General features: G+C 73.0%; 15 protein-coding genes and 1 pseudogene. 8 read left to right on the top strand and 8 right to left on the bottom strand.

Annotated elements, in window-relative coordinates; all coding sequences use genetic code 11:
- Positions 1 to 63: 63 nt before the first annotated feature.
- Positions 64 to 1,497 (top strand): tyrosine-protein kinase domain-containing protein, encoded by a 1,434-nt coding sequence (locus ABD106_RS00720; RefSeq protein ID WP_343916333.1) that lies wholly within the window; start codon positions 64 to 66, stop codon positions 1,495 to 1,497.
- Here ABD106_RS00720 and ABD106_RS00725 read toward each other — a convergent pair.
- The 5 genes from ABD106_RS00725 to ABD106_RS00745 all read right to left on the bottom strand — a co-directional run bounded on the left by ABD106_RS00725 (position 1,477) and on the right by ABD106_RS00745 (position 9,814).
- Positions 1,477 to 2,442: a DUF6492 family protein gene (locus tag ABD106_RS00725; RefSeq protein WP_343916335.1), complete on the bottom strand. Its 966-nt coding sequence runs from the start codon at positions 2,440 to 2,442 to the stop codon at positions 1,477 to 1,479. The two genes, ABD106_RS00720 and ABD106_RS00725, sit on opposite strands and share 21 nt — an antisense overlap.
- On the bottom strand, positions 2,439 to 3,611 hold the full coding sequence (locus tag ABD106_RS00730; RefSeq protein WP_343916337.1) for a glycosyltransferase: 1,173 nt from the start codon (positions 3,609 to 3,611) through the stop codon (positions 2,439 to 2,441). Before ABD106_RS00730 ends, ABD106_RS00725 begins: the two co-directional genes overlap by 4 nt.
- Before the next feature lie 9 nt (positions 3,612 to 3,620).
- Positions 3,621 to 5,159 carry a sugar transferase gene (locus ABD106_RS00735; protein WP_343916339.1) on the bottom strand — a complete coding sequence of 513 codons (1,539 nt, stop codon included), beginning with the start codon at positions 5,157 to 5,159 and terminating at the stop codon, positions 3,621 to 3,623.
- A 173-nt stretch (positions 5,160 to 5,332) separates the two neighbouring features.
- Positions 5,333 to 9,217, bottom strand: coding sequence for a multifunctional oxoglutarate decarboxylase/oxoglutarate dehydrogenase thiamine pyrophosphate-binding subunit/dihydrolipoyllysine-residue succinyltransferase subunit (locus tag ABD106_RS00740; protein ID WP_343916341.1), 3,885 nt, complete (start codon positions 9,215 to 9,217; stop codon positions 5,333 to 5,335).
- 90 nt (positions 9,218 to 9,307) lie between these two features.
- The gene (locus ABD106_RS00745) at positions 9,308 to 9,814 is read right to left on the bottom strand and encodes an HNH endonuclease (protein WP_343916343.1); all 507 of its coding nucleotides are present in this window, start codon (positions 9,812 to 9,814) and stop codon (positions 9,308 to 9,310) included.
- Positions 9,815 to 9,886: 72 nt separating this feature from the next.
- Here ABD106_RS00745 and ABD106_RS00750 point away from each other — a divergent pair, with 72 nt between their 5' ends.
- The 5 genes and pseudogenes from ABD106_RS00750 to ABD106_RS00770 form a co-directional block, all read left to right on the top strand.
- A complete protein-coding gene (locus ABD106_RS00750) occupies positions 9,887 to 11,512 on the top strand; it encodes a bifunctional 3'-5' exonuclease/DNA polymerase (RefSeq protein ID WP_343916345.1) in 1,626 nt (541 codons plus the stop codon).
- A gap of 38 nt (positions 11,513 to 11,550) precedes the next feature.
- Positions 11,551 to 12,993 carry a GMP reductase gene (gene guaB1, locus ABD106_RS00755; RefSeq protein ID WP_343916347.1) on the top strand — a complete coding sequence of 481 codons (1,443 nt, stop codon included), beginning with the start codon at positions 11,551 to 11,553 and terminating at the stop codon, positions 12,991 to 12,993.
- Positions 12,994 to 13,116: 123 nt separating this feature from the next.
- Entirely contained in the window at positions 13,117 to 14,427 is a 1,311-nt protein-coding gene (locus ABD106_RS00760) for a hemolysin family protein (protein ID WP_343916348.1), read from the top strand.
- A complete protein-coding gene (locus tag ABD106_RS00765) occupies positions 14,424 to 15,464 on the top strand; it encodes a hemolysin family protein (RefSeq protein ID WP_343916350.1) in 1,041 nt (346 codons plus the stop codon). The genes ABD106_RS00760 and ABD106_RS00765 overlap by 4 nt, the downstream gene beginning before the upstream one ends.
- A 158-nt stretch (positions 15,465 to 15,622) precedes the next feature.
- Positions 15,623 to 16,339 (top strand): annotated as a pseudogene (locus ABD106_RS00770) (glycosyltransferase 87 family protein); the annotation flags it as partial.
- Positions 16,340 to 16,636: 297 nt separating this feature from the next.
- Here ABD106_RS00770 and metX read toward each other — a convergent pair.
- Positions 16,637 to 17,860 (bottom strand): homoserine O-acetyltransferase MetX, encoded by a 1,224-nt coding sequence (gene metX / locus ABD106_RS00775; protein WP_343916352.1) that lies wholly within the window; start codon positions 17,858 to 17,860, stop codon positions 16,637 to 16,639.
- A gap of 17 nt (positions 17,861 to 17,877) precedes the next feature.
- The gene (locus ABD106_RS00780; RefSeq protein WP_343916354.1) at positions 17,878 to 19,197 is read right to left on the bottom strand and encodes a bifunctional o-acetylhomoserine/o-acetylserine sulfhydrylase; all 1,320 of its coding nucleotides are present in this window, start codon (positions 19,195 to 19,197) and stop codon (positions 17,878 to 17,880) included.
- Between the two features lie 138 nt (positions 19,198 to 19,335).
- Here ABD106_RS00780 and ABD106_RS00785 point away from each other — a divergent pair, with 138 nt between their 5' ends.
- Positions 19,336 to 20,124, top strand: a complete 789-nt coding sequence (locus ABD106_RS00785) for an SDR family NAD(P)-dependent oxidoreductase (RefSeq protein WP_343916356.1) — start codon at positions 19,336 to 19,338, stop codon at positions 20,122 to 20,124.
- A 27-nt stretch (positions 20,125 to 20,151) separates the two neighbouring features.
- Here the strand turns inward: ABD106_RS00785 and ABD106_RS00790 are convergent, their stop codons facing one another.
- Positions 20,152 to 21,594, bottom strand: coding sequence for an MFS transporter (locus ABD106_RS00790; protein WP_343916358.1), 1,443 nt, complete (start codon positions 21,592 to 21,594; stop codon positions 20,152 to 20,154).
- 132 nt (positions 21,595 to 21,726) lie between these two features.
- Between ABD106_RS00790 and ABD106_RS00795 the strand changes: the two genes are divergently transcribed.
- Positions 21,727 to 22,515: a ZIP family metal transporter gene (locus ABD106_RS00795; protein ID WP_343916360.1), complete on the top strand. Its 789-nt coding sequence runs from the start codon at positions 21,727 to 21,729 to the stop codon at positions 22,513 to 22,515.
- The last annotated feature ends 203 nt before the right edge of the window (positions 22,516 to 22,718 follow it).

Raw genomic sequence — 22,718 nt, forward strand, 5'->3', positions numbered from 1 at the left:
CGTGCTCACGATATCGCCGAGGATGCGTCGGTTCCGGGCCGCGGCGCGGGTAGTGTCTCACCCATGACGGGTGCCGAGTCTGGGCAATGGAGCCTCTCGCACGTCCTCGAGGCGCTGCGCAAGTTCTGGGCGCTCGTGCTCGGGCTCGCGCTGCTCGGCGGCGGCATCGGGTTCCTCGTCTCGGCGTCGACGCAGCCGCTCTTCCAGTCGCGGGCCTCGCTGTACTTCGCCCTCAACGAGGGCACGTCCGGCGCCGACCTCAACCAGGGCTCGGCGTACACGCAGAACCAGATGCTGTCGTTCGCCCGGCTCGCGACCTCCTCCCGCGTGCTCGAGCCCGTGATCGCCGAGCTCGGCATGGACCTGACCCCGCGCGACCTCGCGAGGTCGATCGCGATCACGATCCCGCAGGACACGGTCATCCTCGACGTCACGGCGACCTCGACAGATCCCGTCCGAGCCGCGGCCATCGCGAACACCGTCTCGCAGCAGCTCGCCTCGGTCGTGCAGGACGTCGCCGCGGAGGGCGTCGACGGTGCCGCGACCATCAGCGCCTCGGTCATCGACGACGCGGTCGCGCCCGCCGTGCAGACGACGCCGAACAAGCCGCGCGATACGGCGCTCGCCGCAGCGCTCGGGCTGCTGCTCGGCGTGCTCGCCGCCTTCGTCGCGACGATGGCCGACACGCGCGTGCGCAACGAGGCGGCGGTCGCGCGGGTCACAGACCTGCCCGTGCTCGGCGTCGTCACCCGCGCGAAGCGCGCCGTCGATCCGGGGCTCATCGTCGCCCGCGAGCCCCACAGCCCCGTCGCCGAGGACATGCGCCGCATCCAGTCGGCGCTCGCCTTCACGACGCTCGACGGCAAGTCGCGACGCCTGCTCGTCACGTCGTCGTCGCCCGGCGAGGGCAAGTCGACGTTCTCGACGAACCTCGCGATCGCGCTCGCCGACGCGGGTGAGCGCACGCTCGTGATCGATGCCGACCTGCGGCGGCCGCGCGTCGACCAGCTCTTCGGCCTCGACGGCTCGGTGGGGCTCACGACGGCGCTCATGGGCAGGCTCTCCCTCGGCGAGGCGATCGTGCCGTGGCGCGAGAGCGGGCCCGACGTGCTGACGTCGGGCGAGCTGCCCCCGAACCCCGCGACGGTCGTCACGTCGCAGGCGTTCCGATCCCTGCTCGACAGCGCATCCCATCGCTACGACGTCGTCATCGTCGACTCGCCGCCCGTGCTGACGGTCGCCGACTCGAACCTGCTCGCGCCGCTCGTCGACGGCGTCGTGATCGTGGTGGATGCGTCGAGGACGCGCCGGCCCCAGCTGGCCAACACGGTGCGCTCGATCGAGTCGGCGGGCGGGCAGATCCTCGGCATCGTGCTCAACAAGTCCCGGGCCACGAGCGATCGCAACACCTACTACTCGGACGTGCCGAGCAGCGAGCAGTCGGGCTGGAAGCTGCCGATCGGTGCACCGCGCCGGTCACCGGTCGGCGAGTCCTGACAGGCGCCGCGCGAGCCGGGCGCGCCCCGTCGCGGGCAGGTACGCGAGCCGGAAGCGGCGCACGAAGCGTGCGGCTTCGACGCGGTCCATGAGGCCCCGCTCGACCCAGAGCGCGATGATGCGCCGCCGCGTCGCGCGGTCCGAGCGCGCGAGCGCCCGTCGATGCACGGCGAACCACGCGGCGCCCGTCGCTCGAGCGTGCTCGATCGCATCGGCGGCGCCCTGCTCGTCGGCGTGCGCGGGCCAGACGATGGGCGACTGGATGGGCTCGCCGTCGACCGGCACGCCCTCGCCGCGCAGGATCGACCAGCCCGAGTAGAGGAAGAACTCGAGCAGTCGGGCGTGCTCGAACTCGGCCGCGAACGGCCGGCCCGAGGTGCGCTCGATGTCGTCGAGCATGCGTCGCGCGAGCCGCGCGTCCATGACGAACGGCGTGGCGGTGCGGGGGAAGTCGGCGACGAGCTCCTGCACCCGCTCGTCGTCGGCGCCGAGGTAGCGCAGCGTGCGCTCGAGGTCGGCGCGCAGCGGATGCGTCGTGTACGGATGGGTGCCGCCCCTCGCGACACCGTCGGCATCCACGAGGTCGACCGCCCCGGCCGCCGCGATCAGGTGGTTCTTCGCGTCGAGGACGACGAAGTGGTCGGTGCGCACGCGGCGCGACACGAGCAGCTTCGCCGCCTGCTGCCCGCGCCAGCCCTCGGTGGCGCCCTCGACACCCAGGTGCTTCGCGCGGATGAAGGCCGCGAGCGGGGCGAGCGTCGGCCCGAGCTCGCGCAGCACGGCGCGGCGGGCCCCGCGGCCCATCCCGCGCGCGCAGTTGTCGAGCACGATGAGCTGCGCGACGCACGCCGGGTCGAGGAACCGGCGGAGCGAGCGCGCCTGCAGCCGCAGCAGCGGGAGCTCGGGCTCGAAGACGACCGTGACGAAGGTCAGCGCCGCGCTCACGACGCGGCGCGGCCCGCGTGCACCCGCTCCGACGGCGCGCGCCTCGCGCGCCGCGTCCGCGCGTGCACCGACTCGCCGTCGGCGAGCCGGCGCGCGAGGTCCTCGTACTCGTCGGCGACCTCGTCCCAGCGGAAGACGCGGCCGGCGCGCGCGTGCGCGCGGATGCCGCGCGCCACGACGAGCGCGTCGTCCGCCTCCGCCGCCTCGATCGCGATCGCGACCTCCGAGGCGTCGCGGAAGGTCCACGCGTCGTCGGCGAGCACCTCGCGGTTGAAGCCGACGTCGAACGCGATCGTCGCGGTGCCCGCGCCCATGGCGCGCAGCAGGGAGGGGTTCGTGCCGCCGACCGAGTGGCCGTGCACGTAGGTGCGCGCGTGCGCGTAGAGCGCGTCGAGCAGGTCCTGGTCCCAGACCCCGCCGAGCAGGCGGATGCGGTCGTCGCCGGCCGCCGCGGCGTGCACGGCGCGCGTGTAGGCCGCGCTGTACGGGGCGGAGCCGACGACCGCGAGCGGCAGCCGCGCGTCGCTGCGGCGGTAGCCCTCGACGACCTCGAGCACGTGGTTCTCGGGCTCGAAGCGCGCGACCGCGAGGTGGAAGCGGTCGGGCTCGAGCCCGACGGCGGCGAGCGGCGCCGTCGCGACGCGCTGCAGCAGGGGTGCGCCGTAGCGGATGAGCTCGGTCGGGGCATCGAACTCGCGGTCGTAGTAGTCGGCGATGCCCGGCGCGTCGGCGATGAGCGCGTCGGCCGCGCGCACGGAGCGCTGCTCGGCCCAGCGGTAGTAGGCGCGGCCCGCGCCGCCCCACTTCGCGCGCCGCCACTCGAGCCCGTCGACGTGCACCGCGACCGGGATGCCGCGGGCGCGCAGCAGCGTCACGTACGGCGCGTTCGCGGCGTTGAAGACGAACGCCACGTCGGGCCGCTCGCCCGTCACGGTGCGCAGCGTCGCGGCGCCCGTGCGGCTGAGGGTCTCGAGCTGCCGCACCGGGAGCGACGGCAGGTGCACGACCCGCATGCCGAGGTGCTCGGTGACCTCCGGATGCGTGCGGTCGCCGTAGACCGTCACCTCGTGCCCGCGGGCGGCGAGCCGGGCGCCGACCTCCTCGACGGCGGTCTCGAAGCCGCCGTACGCGGCGGGCACGCCGCGAGTGCCGAGCATGGCGATGCGCATCGATCCTCCTCAGTAGGCGCCGACCGGGCGGATGACCACCCGAGCGGTCTTGGCGATGATCATCAGGTCCTGCATGACCGACCAGTTCTCGACGTAGCGCAGGTCGAGCCGCATGCTCTCGTCCCACGACAGCTCGCTCCGGCCGCTGATCTGCCAGAGGCCCGTGATGCCCGGCTTCAGGTAGAGCCTGCGCAGCGTCACGCCGTCGTACGTCGTCGCCTCGCCCGGCAGCGGGGGCCGCGGGCCCACGACGCTCATGTCGCCCTTCAGGGCGTTCCAGAACTGCGGCAGCTCGTCGAGCGAGTGCTTCCGCAGGAAGGCGCCGACGCGAGTGACGCGCGGGTCGTCGCGCAGCTTGAACAGGGGACCGGCGCCCTCGTTGCGCGATTGCAGCGCCGCGCGCTGCTGCTCGGCGCCGACGCGCATCGTGCGGAACTTCAGCATGCCGAACGTGCGCCCATCGCGACCGACGCGCTGCTGGCGGAAGAGGATCGGCCCGGGGGAGTCGAGCCGGATCGCGATCGCGATCGGCACGGCCAGCACCGCGACCGCCAGCAGCGCGAAGGATGCCACGACGATGTCGAGCGCTCGCTTGAGCACGTGCTCGGCGCCGTCGAACGTGGGGATCCGCACCTGGATGAGCGGCAGGCCGTCGACCGGGCGGAAGGAGATGCGGGGCCCGGCGACGTCGGAGAGGCGCGAGTAGAGCACGAGCTCGGCGCACGTGCCCTCGAGCTGCCGGCTGAGCCGCGTGAGGTAGTCGGGGTCGGCGTCGGGCTTCGCCGCGAGGATCACAGTGTCGGCGCCCAGCCGGTCGGCGTCCTCGACGAGGGTGGAGCGGGCCGCGATCACGGGAACGCGCCTGCCGTGCAGCTCGAGCGGCTCTCCGGGATCGTCCTCGATCGCGGCGGCGACGACGTGGTACGTCAGGTCGCCCGTGCGCGACAGCCGCTCGAGCACGTAGGCGACCTCCGCGCGGTCGCCCACGAGGATCGTCCTCGACGACCACTCGCCCTGCCGCCGACGCGTGACGAGCCACCGGCGCCACTGCCACCGGCCGATGAGCAGCGCGAGCAGGCCGGTCGGCAGCGCGACGAGCAGCTGCAGCCGCAGCGCGGGCCAGTCGACGACGAGCGCGGCGGCGGCGAGCACGGCGAAGGCGAGGCCGGTGGCGTGCGCGACGCGGCGGTACTCCGTCGCCCCGGCGCCAAGCACCGAGGCCTCGCGCGACTGGATGGCGGCGAGCGCGATGAGCCAGACGACGAGCACGAGCGAGGGCGCCGCGAGCAGCAGCTCGATCTCAACGGGGTCGAGCCCCGTGGCGCCGTATGGCGCGCTCACGAGGGCGACGGTGACGGTCGCGGCGGCGGCGATGCCGGCGTCGGTGAGGCCGAGCCGCAAGCGTGTCCCGCGCTCGCGCTGCAGCCGGCGCGCGAGCGTCGGGGTCGCCCTCGGCGACTGCGCGCCCGGGAGCGAGAAGGACGGGCTCGCGGCGACCGCCGCGATGGCCGTGGCCTTGCGGGATGTGCCCTGCCACGCTCGCTGCACGCGCTCCACCCACTCCCTCACCGGCGTGGGACGACTCTCACCGGTCCCGGAATAACACTGTTTCCGAACAGTATGGGAGGAGGGACTTTGCAGACAAGGGAAGATCCCCGCACGAAGAGACTCGTGCGGGGATCGTCGGGTGGTGCTGAGGCGATGTTCAGCGGAACGGTGAGCTACCCGAGGACGGACTCCAGGATCGCCGCGAGCTCCTGCGCAGAGCGCTTCGCGGAACCGGTCGCGGGGCTCGCCGACGGCGCGCGGCCGGCGACCTTGAGCGTGCGTCCGTGCAGGTGGCGGGGGAGCGCGAGGTGCATGAACGGCCACGCGCCCTGGTTGAGCGGCTCCTCCTGCACCCACAGCAGCGAGGCGTTCGGGTAGCGGTCGACCGCGGCGTTGATCTCGTCGATCGGGAGCGGGTACAGCTGCTCGACGCGGACGAGCGCGATGTCGGTGCGGCCGCGCTTCGCGAGCTCCGCCTTCAGGTCGTAGTGGATCTTGCCCGAGTGCAGCAGCACGCGGGTGACCGCCTGCGGGTCCTGCACCTGGCGGTCGTCGATCACGGGCTGGAAGCGGCCGCTCGTGAAGTCCTCGACCCCGCTCGTCGCGTCGCGCAGTCGCAGCATCGCCTTCGGGGTGAAGACGACGAGCGGCCGACGCGGGCGGGCGTACGCCTGGCGTCGCAGCAGGTGGAAGTGGTTCGCGGGCGTCGACGGGCGCGCGATCGTCATGTTGCGCTCCGCCGACATCTGCAGGAAGCGCTCGATGCGCGCCGACGAGTGGTCGGGGCCCGCGCCCTCGTAGCCGTGCGGGAGCAGCAGCACGAGCGACGACTGCTGGTTCCACTTCTGCTCGGCCGAGGCGATGAACTCGTCGATGACGATCTGCGCGCCGTTCGCGAAGTCGCCGAACTGCGCCTCCCACAGCACGAGCGCGTCGGGCCGCTCGACCGAGTAGCCGTACTCGAACGCCATGGACGCGTACTCGCTCAGCAGCGAGTCGTAGATCGACAGGCGCCCCTGGTCCTCGCCGAGGTTCGCGAGCGGCAGCCACTCCTGGCCGTTGTCCCGGTCGTGCATGACGGCGTGGCGCTGCACGAACGTGCCGCGGCGCGTGTCCTGGCCCGACATGCGCACGGGGGTGCCCTCGGTGAGCAGCGAGCCGAGCGCGAGCAGCTCGCCGAACGCCCAGTCGATGCCGCCCTCGCGGCTCGCCTTGACGCGCTTGTCGAGCACCTGCTTGACCTTCGGGTGCACCTGGAAGCCCTCGGGCGGGTTGCCGTGGGCGTCGCCGATGGCCTCGATGACGGAGGCATCGACGCCGGTCGAGTCGGGCTCGCTCACCGCGGGCTCGCGCTGCGCGGCGACCACGGGCATCGAGCCCGTCGCCGCGGCGTGCGTCTCCATGAAGGCCTGCTCGAGCTTGCCCTGGAAGTCGGCCTGCGCCGCCTGGTACTCCTCCTCGGTGATGTCACCGCGGCCGACGAGGTTCTCGGCGTAGAGGGTGCGGACGGAGCGCTTCGCCTCGATGAGCGAGTACATGAGCGGCTGCGTCATGGTCGGGTCGTCGCCCTCGTTGTGCCCGCGACGGCGGTAGCAGATGAGGTCGATGACGATGTCGCGCTTGAACTCCTGGCGGTACTGGAACGCGAGCTCCGCCACCCGCACGACGGCCTCGGGGTCGTCGCCGTTCACGTGCAGCACGGGCGCGTGGATCGCCTTCGCGACGTCGGTCGCGTAGGTCGACGAGCGCGACTCGGTCGGGGGAGTCGTGAAGCCGACCTGGTTGTTCACGACCAGGTGGATCGTGCCGCCGGTCTTGTAGGCGCGCAGCTGCGAGAGCTGGTGCGTCTCGAACACGACGCCCTGGCCGGCCATCGCGGCGTCGCCGTGCACGAGCACGGGCAGCACCGAGGCCTCGCCGTTGCCGATCCGGTCCTGCTTCGCCCGCACGATGCCCTCGAGCACGCCGTTGACGGCCTCGAGGTGCGAGGGGTTGGCCGCGAGGTACACGGGGACGGTCGAGCCGTCGGCCGCGGTGAACTCGCCCGCGTTGCCGAGGTGGTACTTGACGTCGCCGGAGCCCTGGAAGACGGCAGCGCCCTCGAACTCCTGGAACACCTGGCCGTAGGTCTTGCCGGCGATCGACGTGAGCACGTTGAGGCGGCCGCGGTGCGGCATGCCGATCGCGACCTCGTCGAGGCCCGCCGAGGCGGAGCCCGTGAGGAGCGCGTCGAGGAAGGCGATCATCGACTCGGCGCCCTCGAGCGAGAAGCGCTTCTGGCCGACGTACTTCGTCTGCAGGAACGTCTCGAACGCCTCGGCCTCGTTGAGCTTGCGCAGGATGCGCATCTGCTCGTCGTGCGTGGGCTTGACGTACGGCACCTCGAGGTGGCTCTGGAACCACTGGCGCTGCGCCGGGTCGGCGATGTGCATGTACTCGATGCCGGTCGTGCGGCAGTACGAGTCGCGGAGCACGCCGAGGATGTCGCGCAGCAGCGCGGAGCGCTTGCCGCCGAAGCCGCCGGTGACGAACTCGCGGTCGAGGTCCCAGAACGAGAGCCCGTGCTGCTCGATCTCGAGGTCGGGGTGCGTGCGCTGCACGTACTCGAGCGGGTCGATGTCGGCCATCAGGTGGCCGCGCACGCGGAACGAGTTGATGAGCTGCGTGACGCGCGTCTGCTTCGAGAGCTCGTCGGCCGCCCGCACCGAGACATCCGTCGCCCACTTGATGGGCTCGTACGGGATGCGCAGGTCGGCGAAGATGCCGCGGTAGAAGTCCTGCTCGCCCATCAGCAGGCCCTGCACGATCTTCAGGAACTCGCCGGAGCCGGCGCCCTGGATCACGCGGTGGTCGTAGGTGGACGTCATCGTGACGGTCTTGCCGATGCCCGCCTCGGAGAGGCGCTCCGGGCTCGAGCCCGTGAACTCGGCCGGGTAGTCGAGCGCGCCGACGCCGATGATGCAGCCCTGGCCCTGCATGAGGCGCGGCACCGAGTGCACGGTGCCGATGCCGCCGGGGTTGGTGAGCGAGATCGTCGTGCCGGCGAAGTCGCCGGCGTCGAGCTTGTTCGCGCGCGCCTTCTTGACGATCGCCTCGTAGGCGGCCACGAACTCCGAGAAGTCCATCGACTCGCACGCCTTGATGCTCGGCACGAGCAGCGCTCGCGTGCCGTCGGGCTTCGGCATGTCGATCGCGATGCCGAGGTTGATGTGCGGCGGTGCGACGAGCGAGGGCTTGCCGTCGATCTCGTCGTAGTAGACGTTCTGGCTCGGGAAGAGCTTGAGCGCCTGCACGAGCGCGTAGCCGATGATGTGCGTGAACGAGACCTTGCCGCCGCGCGTGCGGCGGAGGTGGTTGTTGATGACGATGCGCTGATCGATCATGAGCTTCGCCGGCACGGTGCGCACGCTCGTGGCCGTCGGGACGGCGAGCGACTTGTCCATGTTGGCGGCGAGCGTCTTCGGCATGCCGCGCAGCGTCGTCACGACGGGCTGCTCGGCCGGGGCTTGAACCTGCTCTGCCTTCGCGGCCTGCTTCGCCGCGGCGGCGGGAGCGTCGGCGGGCACCGGCGTGGGTCGCGCTGCCTGCGCCGTGGTGCGCGCGACGATCGCGCCGTCGGCCCGGGCCGGCGCGGGGGTGTCGGACTGGCCCTTGGTGCTCTCCTGCGGCGCGTCCTGCGCGTGCTGGGCCTCGCCGGAGTCGACGGGCCCGTCGGGGCGCGACTCGGCGCGCGCCGGAGCGCGGGGCGGCGTCGGCCGCTTCGGCGCCTGCGCCGGCTTGGCGGGCGCGGCGTGCTTCGGCGCGCTCTGCTCGGCCTTCGGCGCCGGCTGCTCGCCCTTCGCGGGCTGCTCAGCCTTCTGCGCGGGCGGCGTCGCCGACTTCGGCGACGTGCTCATGCTCGTCGTCGCCTCGCCGGACGAGCGCTGGGCGGCGTACCGCTCGAGGATGGGCCACCACGACTGGGCGACGGACGCCTTGTCCTTGACGAAGAGCTGGTACTGCTCCTCGACGAGCCACTCGTTCGCTCCGAAGTCGTTGTCGTCCGACGGGCTGGACACGGTATCGATCGCCTCTTCCGAAGTCTTCTGGCATGCCGCAGGCAGTCCGCGGCGACATCACCCTCCAGCATAGTGGCGCGCGGCGGCGGCTCAGTGCGTGAGGCCGAGCTCGGCGAGGTCGACGCCGGCCGCCTGCACCGCGAGCAGCATCACCTCGCGCCGCCAGACGACGCGCGGCTCGAAGCGCAGCGGCATGCCGGCCTCCGAGGGCGTGCGGTCGCCCTTCCGCCCGTTGCAGGCGACGCACGCGGTGATGGTGTTGAGCCATGTCGACGGGCCGCCGCGCGATGCCGGCTGGATGTGGTCGATCGTCGCGCCCGGGCCTCGGCAGTACGCGCAGCGCCGGCGGTCGCGGTCGAGCACGCCCTTGCGGCTCCACGGCACAGGCGCGTAGAGCCGGGTGTGGGGGATCTGCACGTAGTCGTTGAACACCACGACGCGCGGCACCGGGAGCTCGAGCGAGTTCGACCGGATCGTGCCGTCGGCGGCGAGCATGATCTGCGCGCGCTCCTTGACGACGAAGGCGACCGCGCGCTGCAGCGACGCGACGCCGATCGGCTCGAGCGTCGCGTTGAGCACCACCACTTGCGCTGCCATCGCGACCAGCACCTATCGTGCCGCATCCGAGGCGGTCTGCGCGTGTGGGAGGCGCAGATTAGTGTCGCGGATGTGGACGACACCCCAGCCGACGCCGTCCGCGCCGACGCCGTCCGGGCCGACCTCGGCGTCGTGCCGCTCGAGCGCGGGTCGCGGATCGCCGTCGCCACGCTCGAGCACGGTCGAGCGGTCGACGTTCGCGAGCACGACGCGGCGCGGGTCGGCGACGACGACCGCCTGCGCCGACCCGGCGCGCGGATCGTCTGGCAGGACGCGAAGGCCGCGGCCCCAGCGCTGCTCGACGCCGGCGTGCCGATCGACCGGGTGCGCGATGCGCGGCTCGTGCACCGCATCCTCGTCGACGCCCGCTCGCTGCCGCTCGAGGAGCGATGGTCGAGGTCGCTGCGCACCGAGGCCGAGGGGCTCTTCTCGCTCGCACCGGAGCCCGAGCCGCTCGACGCGCTCGCCGAGCAGCTGCAGCGGCAGGAGGCGGCGATCGGCGACGACGCCGGGCTCGCGATGCTCGCGGCCGCCGAGTCGATGGGCGCGGTGCTCGCGGTCGAGCTGAGCCGCGAGGGGCTCCCGTTCGACCGCGACCGGCACGACGCGCTGCTCACCGAGGCGCTCGGGGAGCGCGCCGTGCACAGCCCGAGCGGTCGGCCGAGCCGCATGGAGGCGCTCGCGGTCGAGGTGCGGGCGGCGCTCGGCGACCCCTCGCTCAACCCCGACTCGCCGCAGGAGGTGCTGCGCGCGCTGCGGCGAGCGGGGGTCGACGTCGCTTCGACCGCCCGCTGGGAGCTGCGCGAGCACGACCACCCCGCGATCGAGCCGCTCACGGCCTACAAGCGGATGGCTCGCCTCCACACCGCGAACGGCTGGTCGTGGGCGCAGCGGTGGGCGCGCGTCGACGAGCGCGGCCGCTGCCGCATGGCGATCGAGTACGTGCCCGGCGGCGTCGTCACGGGCCGCTGGGCGACCGAGGGCTCCGGCGCGATGCAGATCGCGCGACAGATCCGCGGCGCCATCGCCGCGGAGCCCGGCATGCGGCTCGTGGTGGCCGACGCCGCGCAGCTCGAGCCGCGAGCGCTCGCCGCCCTCGCGCGCGACGAGGCGCTCGCCGAGGCCGGTCGCGGCGCCGACCTCTACCAGGCGCTCGTCGACCGCGGCGTGGTCGACACCCGCACCCACGCGAAGCTCGGCATGCTCGGCGCGCTCTACGGCGGGACGACGGGCGAGTCGGCGGTCGTGCTGCCCCGGCTCGGCCGCGCCTACCCGCGGGCGATGGCGACGGTCGAGGCTGCCGCGAGGGCGGGGGAGCGGCGCGAGCGCGTGCGCACGTGGCTCGGCCGCACGTCGCCGCTGCCGCCGCGCTGGCGCGACGACGAGCACGGCGGCCGGCAGGCGCGCGCGTGGGGCCGCTTCACGCGCAACTTCGTCGTGCAGGGCACCGCCGCCGAGTGGGCGCTCGCGTGGATGGCGGGCGTGCGCCGGGCGATCCGCGACGTCGAGGGCGCGGCGCTCGTGTGCTTCCTGCACGACGAGGTCATCGTGCAGGCGCCCGAGGCGCGCGCCCACGAGGTGGCGGAGGCCGTGCGCGCGGCCGCCGCACTCGCGGGCCGCACGCTCTTCGGCGACTTCCCGATCGAGTTCCCCGTGCAGACCGCTGTCGTCGGCGACTGGGGCCAGGCGAAGGACTGACGCGCCGAGCGGGTCCGTGCGCCGCGTAGCGTTGCAGCATGCGATTCATCGGCGACGTCCCGGAGCACGACCTCACCTACTCCGACGTGTTCCTCGTGCCCAGCCGCAGCGACGTGCGGTCGAGGATGGACGTCGACCTCTCGCCGGACGACGGCACGACCGCGACGCTGCCGATCGTCGCGGCGAACATGAGCTCGGTCACGGGGCCGCGCATGTCGGCGGCGCTCGCGAGGCGCGGCGCGCTCGCCGTGCTCACGCAGGACCCGCCGATCGACGAGACCTGCCGCTCGATCGCGTGGGTGAAGGCGCAGCCGATCGCGCTCGAGTCGCCGCACCGCGCGTCGCCCGACGACGTCGTGCAGGCCGTGCTCGAGCGCGTGCCCGCGATCCCGGGGCACTGCGTCGTGGTCGAGGACGCCGACGGCGCGCTGCTCGGCGCCATCCCGGCGGAGCGGCTCGCCTCCGCGCTCCCGGACGCGAGGCTCGGCGACCTGCTGCACTCGCAGCTGCCCGTGCTGTCGCTCGAGGACGTCGCCGACGGTCGCGCCATGTTCGCGTCGCTCGAGCGCGAGGGCGTCGACGTCGCGCCCGTCGTCGACGGCGGCCGCTGCGTCGGCATCGCGTCGCGGCTCGGCGCCCTGCGCGCCGACCTGTACGTGCCGGCGCTCGACGGCGGCGGCCGGTTGAGCGTCGCCGCGGCCGTGGGCATCAACGGCGACCCGGGGGCGAAGGCTCGCGCGCTCGTCGACGCGGGCGCCGACGTCATCGTCGTCGACACCGCGCACGGGCACCAGGAGGGCATGCTGCGGGCGATCGAGTCGGTGCGCGCTGCGATCGGCGACCGGCTCCCGGTCGCCGCGGGGAACGTCGTCGCGGCCGACGGGGTGCGCGACCTCGTCGCCGCGGGCGCGTCGATCGTCAAGGTCGGTGTGGGTCCGGGTGCCATGTGCACGACGCGCATGATGACGGCGGTCGGCAGGCCGCAGTTCTCGGCGGTGCTCGAGGCCTCCTCGACCGCGATCGAGCTCGGCGCGCGCGTGTGGGCCGACGGCGGCGTGCGGTACCCGCGCGACGTCGCGCTCGCCCTCGCGGCCGGTGCCTCGAGCGCCATGATCGGCTCGTGGTTCGCGGGGACGATCGAGGCGCCGGGGCGGCTGCAGCGGGATGCGCAGGGCAGGCTCTTCAAGGAGTCGTGGGGCATGGCCTCGACGAAGGCCGTCGAGGGCCGCTTCGGCGGGCTCGACCCGTACGAGCTCGCCCGCAAGCGCCTCTTCGCCGAGGGCATCTCGTCGTCGACGATCCTCCTCGACCCGCAGCGTCCGAGCGTCGAGGACCTCGTCGACATGATCACCGCGGGCGTGCGCTCGTCGTTCACGTACGCGGGCGCCGACAGCGTGCCGACGTTCCGCGAGCGCGCGCGCGTCGGGGTGCAGTCGGCGGCCGGCTACGAGGAGGGCAAGGCGCTGCCGGTCTCGTGGTGATCGCGGGCTCGAACCCGGGCCGGACTCCGGGCCACGACACGGGAGCGCTCGAGGCAGCGCCCGCTACGATGCTCTGGTGAACGACGACTCCAGTCATAGTCCCGAGCCGGAACCGATCGACTGATGGACCTGCTGCTGATCGCCACCGGCATCGTCCTGACCATCGGAACCGGCCTGTTCGTCGCGAGCGAGTTCGCGCTCGTCAACCTCAACCGCGCAGAGCTCGAGGCGCGCAAGGAGCGCGGCGAGGGCCGCCTCGAGGGCACCATCAAGGCGCTCCGGCAGACCTCGACGCACCTCTCGAGCGCGCAGCTCGGCATCACCCTCACGACGCTCCTCACGGGCTACACGATGGAGCCGGCGATCTCGCGCCTGCTCACGCCCGTGCTCGTCTCGTGGGGCGTGCCGGAGGGCTTCGCGGCGCCGCTCTCGAGCGTCATCGCCATGACCGGCGCGACGATCCTGTCGATGATCGTCGGCGAGCTCGTGCCGAAGAACTTCGCGCTCGCGAAGCCGCTCGGCACCGCGATCGCGGTCACGCCGTTCCAGCGCGCGTTCACCGCGGTGTTCAAGCCCGCGGTGCTCGCCCTCAACGGCTCGGCCAACGGCATCCTCCGCTCCATCGGGCTCGAGCCCAAGGAGGAGCTCTCGGGCGCCCGCACCGCCGAGGAGCTCTCGACCCTCGTGCGCCGCAGCGCCATGGAGGGAGCGCTCGACGCCGGGGCAGCGACGCTCCTCTCGCGCACGCTCCGCTTCTCGGAGCTGAGCGCCGGCGACGTCATGACGCCGAGGCCGCGCGTGCAGGCCCTCGAGCGCTCCGCATCCGTCGCCGACCTCGTCGCGCTCGCCCACGCCACGGGCCTGAGCCGCTTCCCGGTCTACGACGACGACCTCGACGACGTGCTGGGCATCGCTCACATCAAGCAGGCCATCTCGGTGCCGCGCGACCGGCGCGCCGACGTGCCCATCGCCGCGATCGCCGAGGAGCCGCACCGCGTGCCCGAGTCGGTCAAGCTCGACGCGCTGCTGCGCGACCTCAAGGAGCGCGGCTACCAGATGGCGATCGTCGTCGACGAGTACGGCGGCACCGCCGGCATCACGACCCTCGAGGACCTGGTCGAGGAGGTCGTCGGCGAGGTCTCGGACGAGCACGACCGGATGCACGTGGAGGTCGTGCGCGGACCCGGCTGGGTGACGTTCCCCGGCTCCTTCCGCCCCGACGAGCTGCGCGAGCGCGCGCTCGTCGAGGTGCCGGAGGACGGGCCGTACGAGACCATCGGCGGCTTCATCATGGCCGAGCTCGGCACCGTGCCGGTCGTCGGCGACAGCGTGCCCGTCGCGGGCGGCTCGCTGCGCGTCGAGCGCATCGACGGCCGTCGCGTGGACCGCGTGCGGTTCGTCGAGCAGACCGATGCACAGGAGGAGGCACGATGAACGACTGGCTCGGCATCATGTGGCTCGTCATCCTGCTGATCGCGAACGCCTTCTTCGTCGGCGCGGAGTTCGCCGTCATCTCGGCCCGCCGCAGCCAGGTGGAGCCGCTCGCCGACCGCGGCAACCGCGCCGCGAAGCTCGCGCTGTGGGCGATGGAGCACGTCTCGCTCATGCTGGCCATGTGTCAGCTCGGCATCACGGTCTGCTCGCTGCTCATCCTCAACGTCTCTGAGCCGGCGATCCACCACCTGCTCGAGGGACCGCTCTCGTGGACCGGGCTCGCCCCGGAGGTCGTCTCGGTCGTCGCGTTCGTCATCGCGCTGCTGCTCGTCACGTACCTGCACGTCGTGCTCGGCGAGATGGTGCCGAAGAACGCCGCGTTCTCGGTGCCCGACCGGGCGGTGCTGCTGCTCGCGCCGCCGCTCGTGCTCATCTCGCGCGTCTTCCGGCCCGTCATCTGGGCGATGAACGCGGTCGCGAACGGCGTGCTGCGGCTGTTCCGGGTGGAGCCGGTCGACGAGGCCGCGAGCGCCTTCACGATCGACGAGGTCGAGACGATCGTCGAGACCTCGAAGCGCGAGGGGCTGCTGTTCGACCCCACGGGCGCGATCTCGCGCACGTTCGAGTTCACCGAGCGGCGCGTGCGCGACGTGGCGCTGCCGCTGTCGGAGATCGTGGCGCTGCCGTTCGGCGCGACGCCCGCCGACCTCGAGCAGGCCGTGCGCGAGCGCGGCTTCTCGCGCTACGTCATCTCCGATGCCGACGGCAACCCGAACGGCTACGTGCACATCAAGGACGTGCTCGGGGCCGACGACGAGGCCGTCGACCAGCCGGTGCCGGCCAAGCGCATCCGCCTGCTCGCCTCGATCTACCAGGACGCGGAGGTGGAGGACGCGCTCGCGCTCATGCGATCGACGGGCGCCCACATCGCGCGATCCTTCGACGCGAACGGCGAGACGACCGGGCTGCTGTTCCTCGAGGACATCATCGAGGAGCTGGTCGGCGAGGTGCGCGACGCCACGAGGAGGCTCTTCTGACGCGCGACCGCGCGTGGGCGTGGCTCGCGTTCGGCGGCGTGCATGCCCTGCTCGCGATCCTCAACGTGCCGAGCGTCTCGGACGCCTACGGCGACGTGCTCTTCGTCTACCCGTCGTGGGTCGAGCAGGGCGAGCTGGGCGAGTGGCTGGGCATCGACGTGCCGTGGGTCTACCCGCTGCTCGCGTGGGCGCCCATCCTGGTCTCGAACGTGCTCGGCACCGAGGCGCTGCCGCTCGTGTGGATGCTGCTGGTCACCGCGCTCGACGCGGTCGCGTTCCGGCTGCTGCTCACGGTGCCGCGCGGGCACGTGCTCGCGGGCACGTGGCTCGCGCTGCAGCTCGCGCTCGGTCCGGTCGCGCTCGCGCGCATCGACACCGTCGCGGTCGCGGTGTCGATCATCGGCATCGCGGTGCTGCGGCGCGGTCGCCCGGGGATCGCGGCCGCCGCGTTCACGGCCGCTGCCTGGATGAAGGTGTGGCCGGGCGTGCTCTACCTCGCGCTGCTCATCGCGCGGCGCGAGCGGCTGCGGGTGCTCGCCGCCGGCGCCGCAGTCTCGGTCGCGGTGCTCGCGGTCGCGCTGCTGCTCGGCTCGGAGCACGCGCTGTCGTTCCTCACGCAGCAGGAGGACCGCGGGCTGCAGATCGAGGCGGTCGCGGCGACGCCCTACATGTGGCTCATCGGCGGCGATCAGGCGCACGTCTACTTCGACCGCGAGATCTGGACCTACCAGGTCGACAGCGACGGCGTCGGGATGGTCGCGAGGCTCGCGACCCCGGTGCTCGTCGGCGCCGTGCTGCTGCTGTGCGCGATCGGGGTGCTCGCGGTGCGCCGCTCCCACGGGCGAGAGGCGGTCGTGTGGCTCGCGGTCGCGCTCGTCGCGTCGATGATCGTCACGAACAAGGTCGGCTCGCCGCAGTTCGTGCTGTGGCTCACGGTGCCGGCGCTCCTGCTCGCGGAGCTGGGCGCGAGGCGCCACTGGATCGGCGTCGGCGCGATCGGTGCGGTGTCGCTCGCGACCCAGTTGCAGTTCCCGTGGACCTACGACTGGCTCGTGGTGGGCGACCCCGGGGCGGTGCTGCTGCTGACCGTGCGCAACCTGCTGCACGTCGCGATCCTCGTCGGCGCGGTCGTGATGCTGGTGCGCGCCGCGCGCCGCGGCCCCTTCGCCGTCTCAGGCGAGGAGCGGCGCCAGCAGGTCGCCGACGCGGGCGGTCTCGATCAGGAACCCGTCGTGGCCGAAGCCGCTCTCGAGCACGACCGGCTCGGCACCGGAGACGCTCGACGGCAGCCCCGCGGCGAGCCGCTGCTGATCGGCGACGGGGAAGAGCCGGTCGCTCGAGATCCCGACGACGAGCACCGGTGACGTGACGCGCTCGAGCGCGGCCTCCACGCCGCCGCGCGCGCGGCCGACGTCGTGCGTCGACATGGCGTCGACGAGCCGCACGTAGGAGCCCGCGTCGAACCTGCGGGTGAAGCGGTTGCCGTGCACGTCGAGGTAGGACTCGACCTGGAACCGGCCGCCCGCGAGCGGGTCGACGCTCGACTGCCACTCGCGGCGGAAGCGCTCGTTGAGCTCGTGCTGCGAGCGGTAGCCGAGCATCGCCATCCGGCGCGCGAGGGCGAGGCCCCGAGCGGGGCCCGCGTGGCCCGGCAGGTCGTAGAAGTCGCCGCCCAACCAGCCGGGATCGGTCGTGACGGCCTCGATCTGCAGCGAGTTCTGGGCGATCTGGTCGGCGCTCGTCGCGGCGTTCGAGGCGAGCAGCGCGGCGCTCCCGACGCGCTCGGGATGCGCGATCGCCCACTCGAGCGCGTGCATCCCGCCCATCGAGCCGCCGACGACGGCACGCCAGCGCGCGATGCCGAGCCGATCGGCGAGCCGGCGCTGCGCCTCGACCTGGTCGCGGATCGTCACGCGCGGGAAGCGCGAGCCCCACTCGACGCCGTCCGCGGCGAGCGACGCGGGACCGGTCGATCCCTGGCAGCCGCCGAGCATGTTGGGGGCGACGACGAAGTGCCGGTCGGTGTCGATCGCGAGGCCGGGACCGACGACGTCGCCCCACCAGCCGGCGGTGGCGTGGCCCGGACCGGCGTCGCCGCGCACGTGGCTGTCGCCCGTGAGGGCGTGGGCGATGAGCACGGCGTTGTCGCGCGCCTCGTTGAGCCGGCCCCACGTCTCGAACGCGAGCACCGCATCCGTGACCGTGCCGCCCGCCTCGACGTCGATGTCGCCGATGCGCGCGAAGCGGCGGTCGCCGGGGTCGTCGCCCGGGCGCCAGGCGCCCGTGACGGGCACGGGCCTGGACTTGCCGCCGTCGCCGAAGGGGAGCGCCTCGTCGAGTCGCGAGGCGGGCACCCTGGAGGCAGGCTGCACGTCGTCGCTCAGCTGCCAGTCCACGGGTGCCCGCCCTCTCGTCAGGCCGCTGCGGCCTCGAGCGCCGCCGCCTTCTGGGCCGCCGCCTCGAGCCCGGCACCGAGGTCGGCGATGAGGTCGTCGGCGTGCTCGATGCCGACCGAGAGCCGCACGAGGCCTGGGGTGACGCCGGCCGTGAGCTGCTGCTCGGGGCTCAGCTGCGCGTGCGTCGTCGAGGCGGGGTGGATCACGAGCGAGCGCACGTCGCCGATGTTGGCGAGGTGGCTGAACAGCTGCAGCGACTCGACGAGCGCCTTGCCGGCCTCGACGCCGCCGACGAGCTCGAACGAGAGCACGGCACCCGTGCCTCGCGGCGCGATCTGCTTGCCGCGCTCGTGCCACGGGCTCGACGGCAGTCCCGCGTAGTGCACGGCCGCGACCTGCGGGTGCGACTCGAGGAACTGCGCGACCGCGGTCGCGTTGGCGACGTGCCGGTCGAGCCGCAGCGAGAGCGTCTCGATGCCCTGCAGCAGCTGCCAGGCCGTGTCGGGGGAGGAGGAGGCGCCGACGTCGCGCAGCAGGGTCACGCGCGCCTTGATGATGTAGGCGATCTGGTCGCCGAGCGCCTCGGCGAACGTGACGCCGTGGTACGACTCGTCGGGCTGCGTGAGGCCCGGGAACTTGTCCGACTTCGACCACTCGAAGCGGCCGCCGTCGACGATCGCGCCCGCGACGACCGAGCCGTGCCCGCCGAGGAACTTCGTCGCCGAGTGGACGACGATGTCGGCGCCGTGCTCGAGCGGGCGGATGAGGTAGGGGGTCGCGATCGTGTTGTCGACGACGAGCGGGAGCCCCGCGTCGTGGGCGACGCCCGAGACGCCCGCGATGTCGAGCAGGTTGATGCGCGGGTTGCCGATCGTCTCGGCGAACAGGAGCTTCGTGTTCGGGCGGATCGCGCGGCGCCACTCGTCGAGGTCGTCCTGATCCTCGACGAACGTCACGTCGATGCCCAGGCGCTGGAGGGTGAAGCTGAAGAGGTTGTAGGTGCCGCCGTAGATCGACGACGACGACACGATGTGGTCGCCGGCCCCCGCGATGTTGAGGATCGCGTAGGTCGTCGCCGCCTGCCCGGATGCGACGAGCAGGGCCGCGGAGCCGCCCTCGAGGGCCGCGAGCCGCTGCTCGACGACGTCGTTCGTCGGGTTCATGATGCGCGAGTAGATGTTGCCGAACTCGGCGAGGCCGAACAGCCGCGCGGCGTGATCGGCGTTGTCGAACACGTACGAGGTGGTGCGGTAGACGGGCGTGATGCGCGCATTCGTCGTCGGGTCGGGCTTCGCACCCGCGTGGACCTGCAGGGTCTCGAACTTCCAGTCGCTCATGGTGCGCCTCCTCGGCTTCAGCGGGCGGTGGTCTCGACCCAGCGTGCAGCGGTTGCGCCTGCGTCGCCAGCGACGACGACGCACGGCGTAACAGAGCGCGATTGGCGCGCACGGCGCATCCGGTGCTTGCATGGCGGCATGAGCGAGAAGCGGATCATCGTCACGGGTGCGTCGAGCGGGATCGGGGAGGCGGTGGCCAGGCAGGCCGTCGCGCGCGGCTGGCAGGTGCTGGCCGTCGCGCGGCGCGCGGAGCGGCTCGAGGCGCTCGCGGCCGACATCGGCTGCGAGGTGCTCGCCGCCGACCTCACCGACGAGGGCGACGTCGCGCGGCTCGAGCAGGCTGCGGCGGCGTTCCGGCCGACCAGCCTCGTGCAGGTCGCGGGCGGCGCGAAGGGCTCTGCGCACCTCGCCGAGACGACGATCGAGGACTGGCGGTGGATGTTCGAGTCGAACGTCATCGCCGCGAAGCGCGTCATCGACGCGGTGCTGCCGCACCTGCGGGCGTCGACGAATCCGTCCGGGGATGCGCCGGGCGGCTACGCCGAGATCATGGTCGTCACGTCGATCGCCGCGACCGTCGCGTATGCCGGCGGCTCGGGCTACAACGCCGCGAAGTCGGCCGAGAAGCAGCTCGTCGACGTGCTGCGGCTCGAGCTGCACGGCGAGCCGATCCGCGTCATGGAGGTCGCGCCCGGAATGGTCTGGACCGAGGAGTTCTCGCTCGTGCGCTTCGAGGGCGACCAGGCGAAGGCCGACGCCGTCTACAAGGACGTGCAGGACCCGCTGTCGGCCGACGACGTCGCGCGCGTGATGACCGACATCCTCGCGCTCCCCGGCCACGTGTCGGTCGACGAGACGATCATCAAGCCCGTCGCGCAGACGCACCCGTGGATGGTGCACCGAGGCCCGCTCGTCGCGAAGGACTGAGCCGGCTCAGCGGTCAGCGGTCAGCGGTCAGCGCTCGGCGGTCGCGGGCGTCGCGTCGGGCACGGGCTCGGGGTCGGCGAACGCGAGCCGCGGCACGGCGATGAGGCCGACGGCGGCGACGAGCGCGGTGACGCCGCAGACGATCCAGACGACGATGTAGCCGCCGATGCTCGCGGCGGTGCCGATCGCGCCGATCGCCAGCACGATCGCGAAGATCGACGACGCGAACGAGCCGCCGATCGTCTTCGTCGTGTTCGTCATCGCCGTCGCGACGCCGGTCTGGCCGCGGGGCGCGGCGGCGGCGGCCGCGGCGGGCAGCGCGCCGACGAGCGCGCCGGAGCCGACGCCCGCGATCGCCATGCACGCGAAGACCTGCCAGACCTCGAGGTGGAAGGGCACGAGCAGCAGGTAGCCCACGCCGACGAGGGTCGCGGCGACGATGAGCAGGAGCCGGGGGCGGATGCGCGACGACAGCACGGCGAGCGCGGCGGCGCCGACGATGAGCGAGAGCAGGTACACGCCGATGAGGATCGACCGGCCGGAGGCGTCGAGGCCGAGGCCGTAGCCGAGCGACGGGTCGGTGCCGGCGTAGGTCGCGAGCGGCGTCTGCGCGCCGAGCAGGCTGACGCCGACGAGGCCCGCGGTGAGCTGCACGGGCCACATCTCCGGGCGCCGCATGACGCGCAGGTCGATCGCCGGGTCGTCCTTGCCGAGCACCCAGCGGCCGAAGGGCAGCAGCAGGGCGACGCCGACGAGCATGACCGCCCAGCCCCACCACGCATCCGCACCGCCGATCTTGAGGAACGTGAGGCCCGACGTGATCGTGAGCAGCGACAGGGCGAGCAGCACGAAGCCGCCCGCGTCGAGGCTGCGGCCGGGGAGCGGCTCGGACTCGGGCACGCCCCACAGGATCGCGAAGAACGTGAGCGTGACCATCGCCGCCGGCACCATGAGCGTCGGCGCCATCGCCTCGCCGAACGCGCCGAGGGCGACGGCCGAGCCGAGCGCGCCGAGGATCGCACCGGCCTCGAGCGCGATGACGAGCAGGCCGGCAGCGCGGCGCGTCGTGGAGGGCGCGGCGCCCGTGCGGCGGCCGCGGTCGAAGATGAGCGCGACCTCGAGCGGCAGCCACACGGCGTAGGCGCCCTGCAGCGAGAAGGCGATGAGGTAGCTCCAGAAGTCGCCTGCGAAGGCCATCCACCAGCTCGCGCCGGCCGTGAGCGCGGTCGCGACCAGCAGCATCCGCTTGTGGCCGTGCATGTCGCCGAGCTTCGCGAGCACCGGCACCATGAGCGCCGACAGCAGCAGCTGGCCCGCCTCGAACCAGTTGACGTCGGCGTCGGTGACCGAGAGGTGTCGGGCGATGTCGGGCGTGAGGGTGACGTACCAGCCCTGCAGCACGCCGCTCGTGAGCTCGACGCACACGAGCCAGCCGATGAGGGCGATGGGTACGGCGCGCGACGTTGGCACGAGTGCATCATGGCACCGCGACGGCACGATTCCTCAGCGAATCTGGACGCGCCGCGCCGGGGCTCCTCCCGGCGGAGGCGGTGAGCACTGATCTGTCCCCCAGGGGGACGCGTGCGGACGTACGCTCTGCGCATGGGGCAGTCCCTGATCTTCGGCGTCGTGGCCTCGAGCGCGCTCATCATCGGCGCGCTGATCGGCATCCGCTTCGACCTGCCGAAGCGGCTCCTCGCCGTGCTGCTGTCGTTCGCGGCCGGTGCGCTCATCACGGCGCTCGCCTTCGAGCTCTTCGAGGACGCCTTCGAGAAGGGCGGCATCTGGCGCGCGGCGATCGGCCTCTTCGCCGGCGCGCTGGTCTTCACGGTGCTGAGCGCCCTGCTCAACCGGGCGGCGCAGCCGGGCAAGGGCACTCCGGCGGACGAGCATCAGGGGAGCGCGAAGCTCGACACCGATGCGGCCGCCTCCGACCGCAGCGCGACGAAGGCGACCACCCGCGGCGCGGCGGGGCTGGCGCTGCTCGCGGCGGTGACGCTCGACGGGGTGCCGGAGAACGTGGCAATGGGGGTCTCGCTCGGCGAGGGCACGGGCGGCCTCGCCCTGCTCGCCGCGATCTTCGTGTCGAACCTCCCCGAAGCGCTCGTGGGTGCGTCGTCGATGCGGACGCAGGGGATGTCGCGGCGCAAGATCCTGGGACTCTGGTCGATCTGCGCGGTGCTGCTCGTCGGGGCCGTGGTGGTGGGCGCCGGACCGCTCGCCGTGGTCGACGAGGCGACCATCTCGCTGCCGCTCGCCTTCGCCGCCGGCGCGGTCATCGCATCGCTCGCCGACACGCTGATGCCGGAGGCGTACGAGCACGGTGGGCCGGCCGTGGCGATGAGCACCGCTGCGGGGTTCGTGCTGTCGTTCGTGCTGTCGCTGGCCTGAGCGACGCCCGCTCCCGGCCGGCGTGGTCTCGACTCGCTCAGCGCGCTGCGCGCGCGGAGCGGCTCGACCAGCGAGGCGGGGTGGTCTCGACTCGCTCAGCGCGCTGCGCGGCTCGACCAGCGAGGCGGGGTGGTCTCGAATCGCTCAGCGCGCTGCGCGCGCGGAGCGGCTCGACCGGCAGCGGGGAGTCGCGGCTCGACCAG

The sequence above is a fragment of the Agrococcus citreus genome (assembly GCF_039527715.1).
Classification (GTDB): Bacteria; Actinomycetota; Actinomycetes; order Actinomycetales; family Microbacteriaceae; genus Agrococcus; species Agrococcus citreus.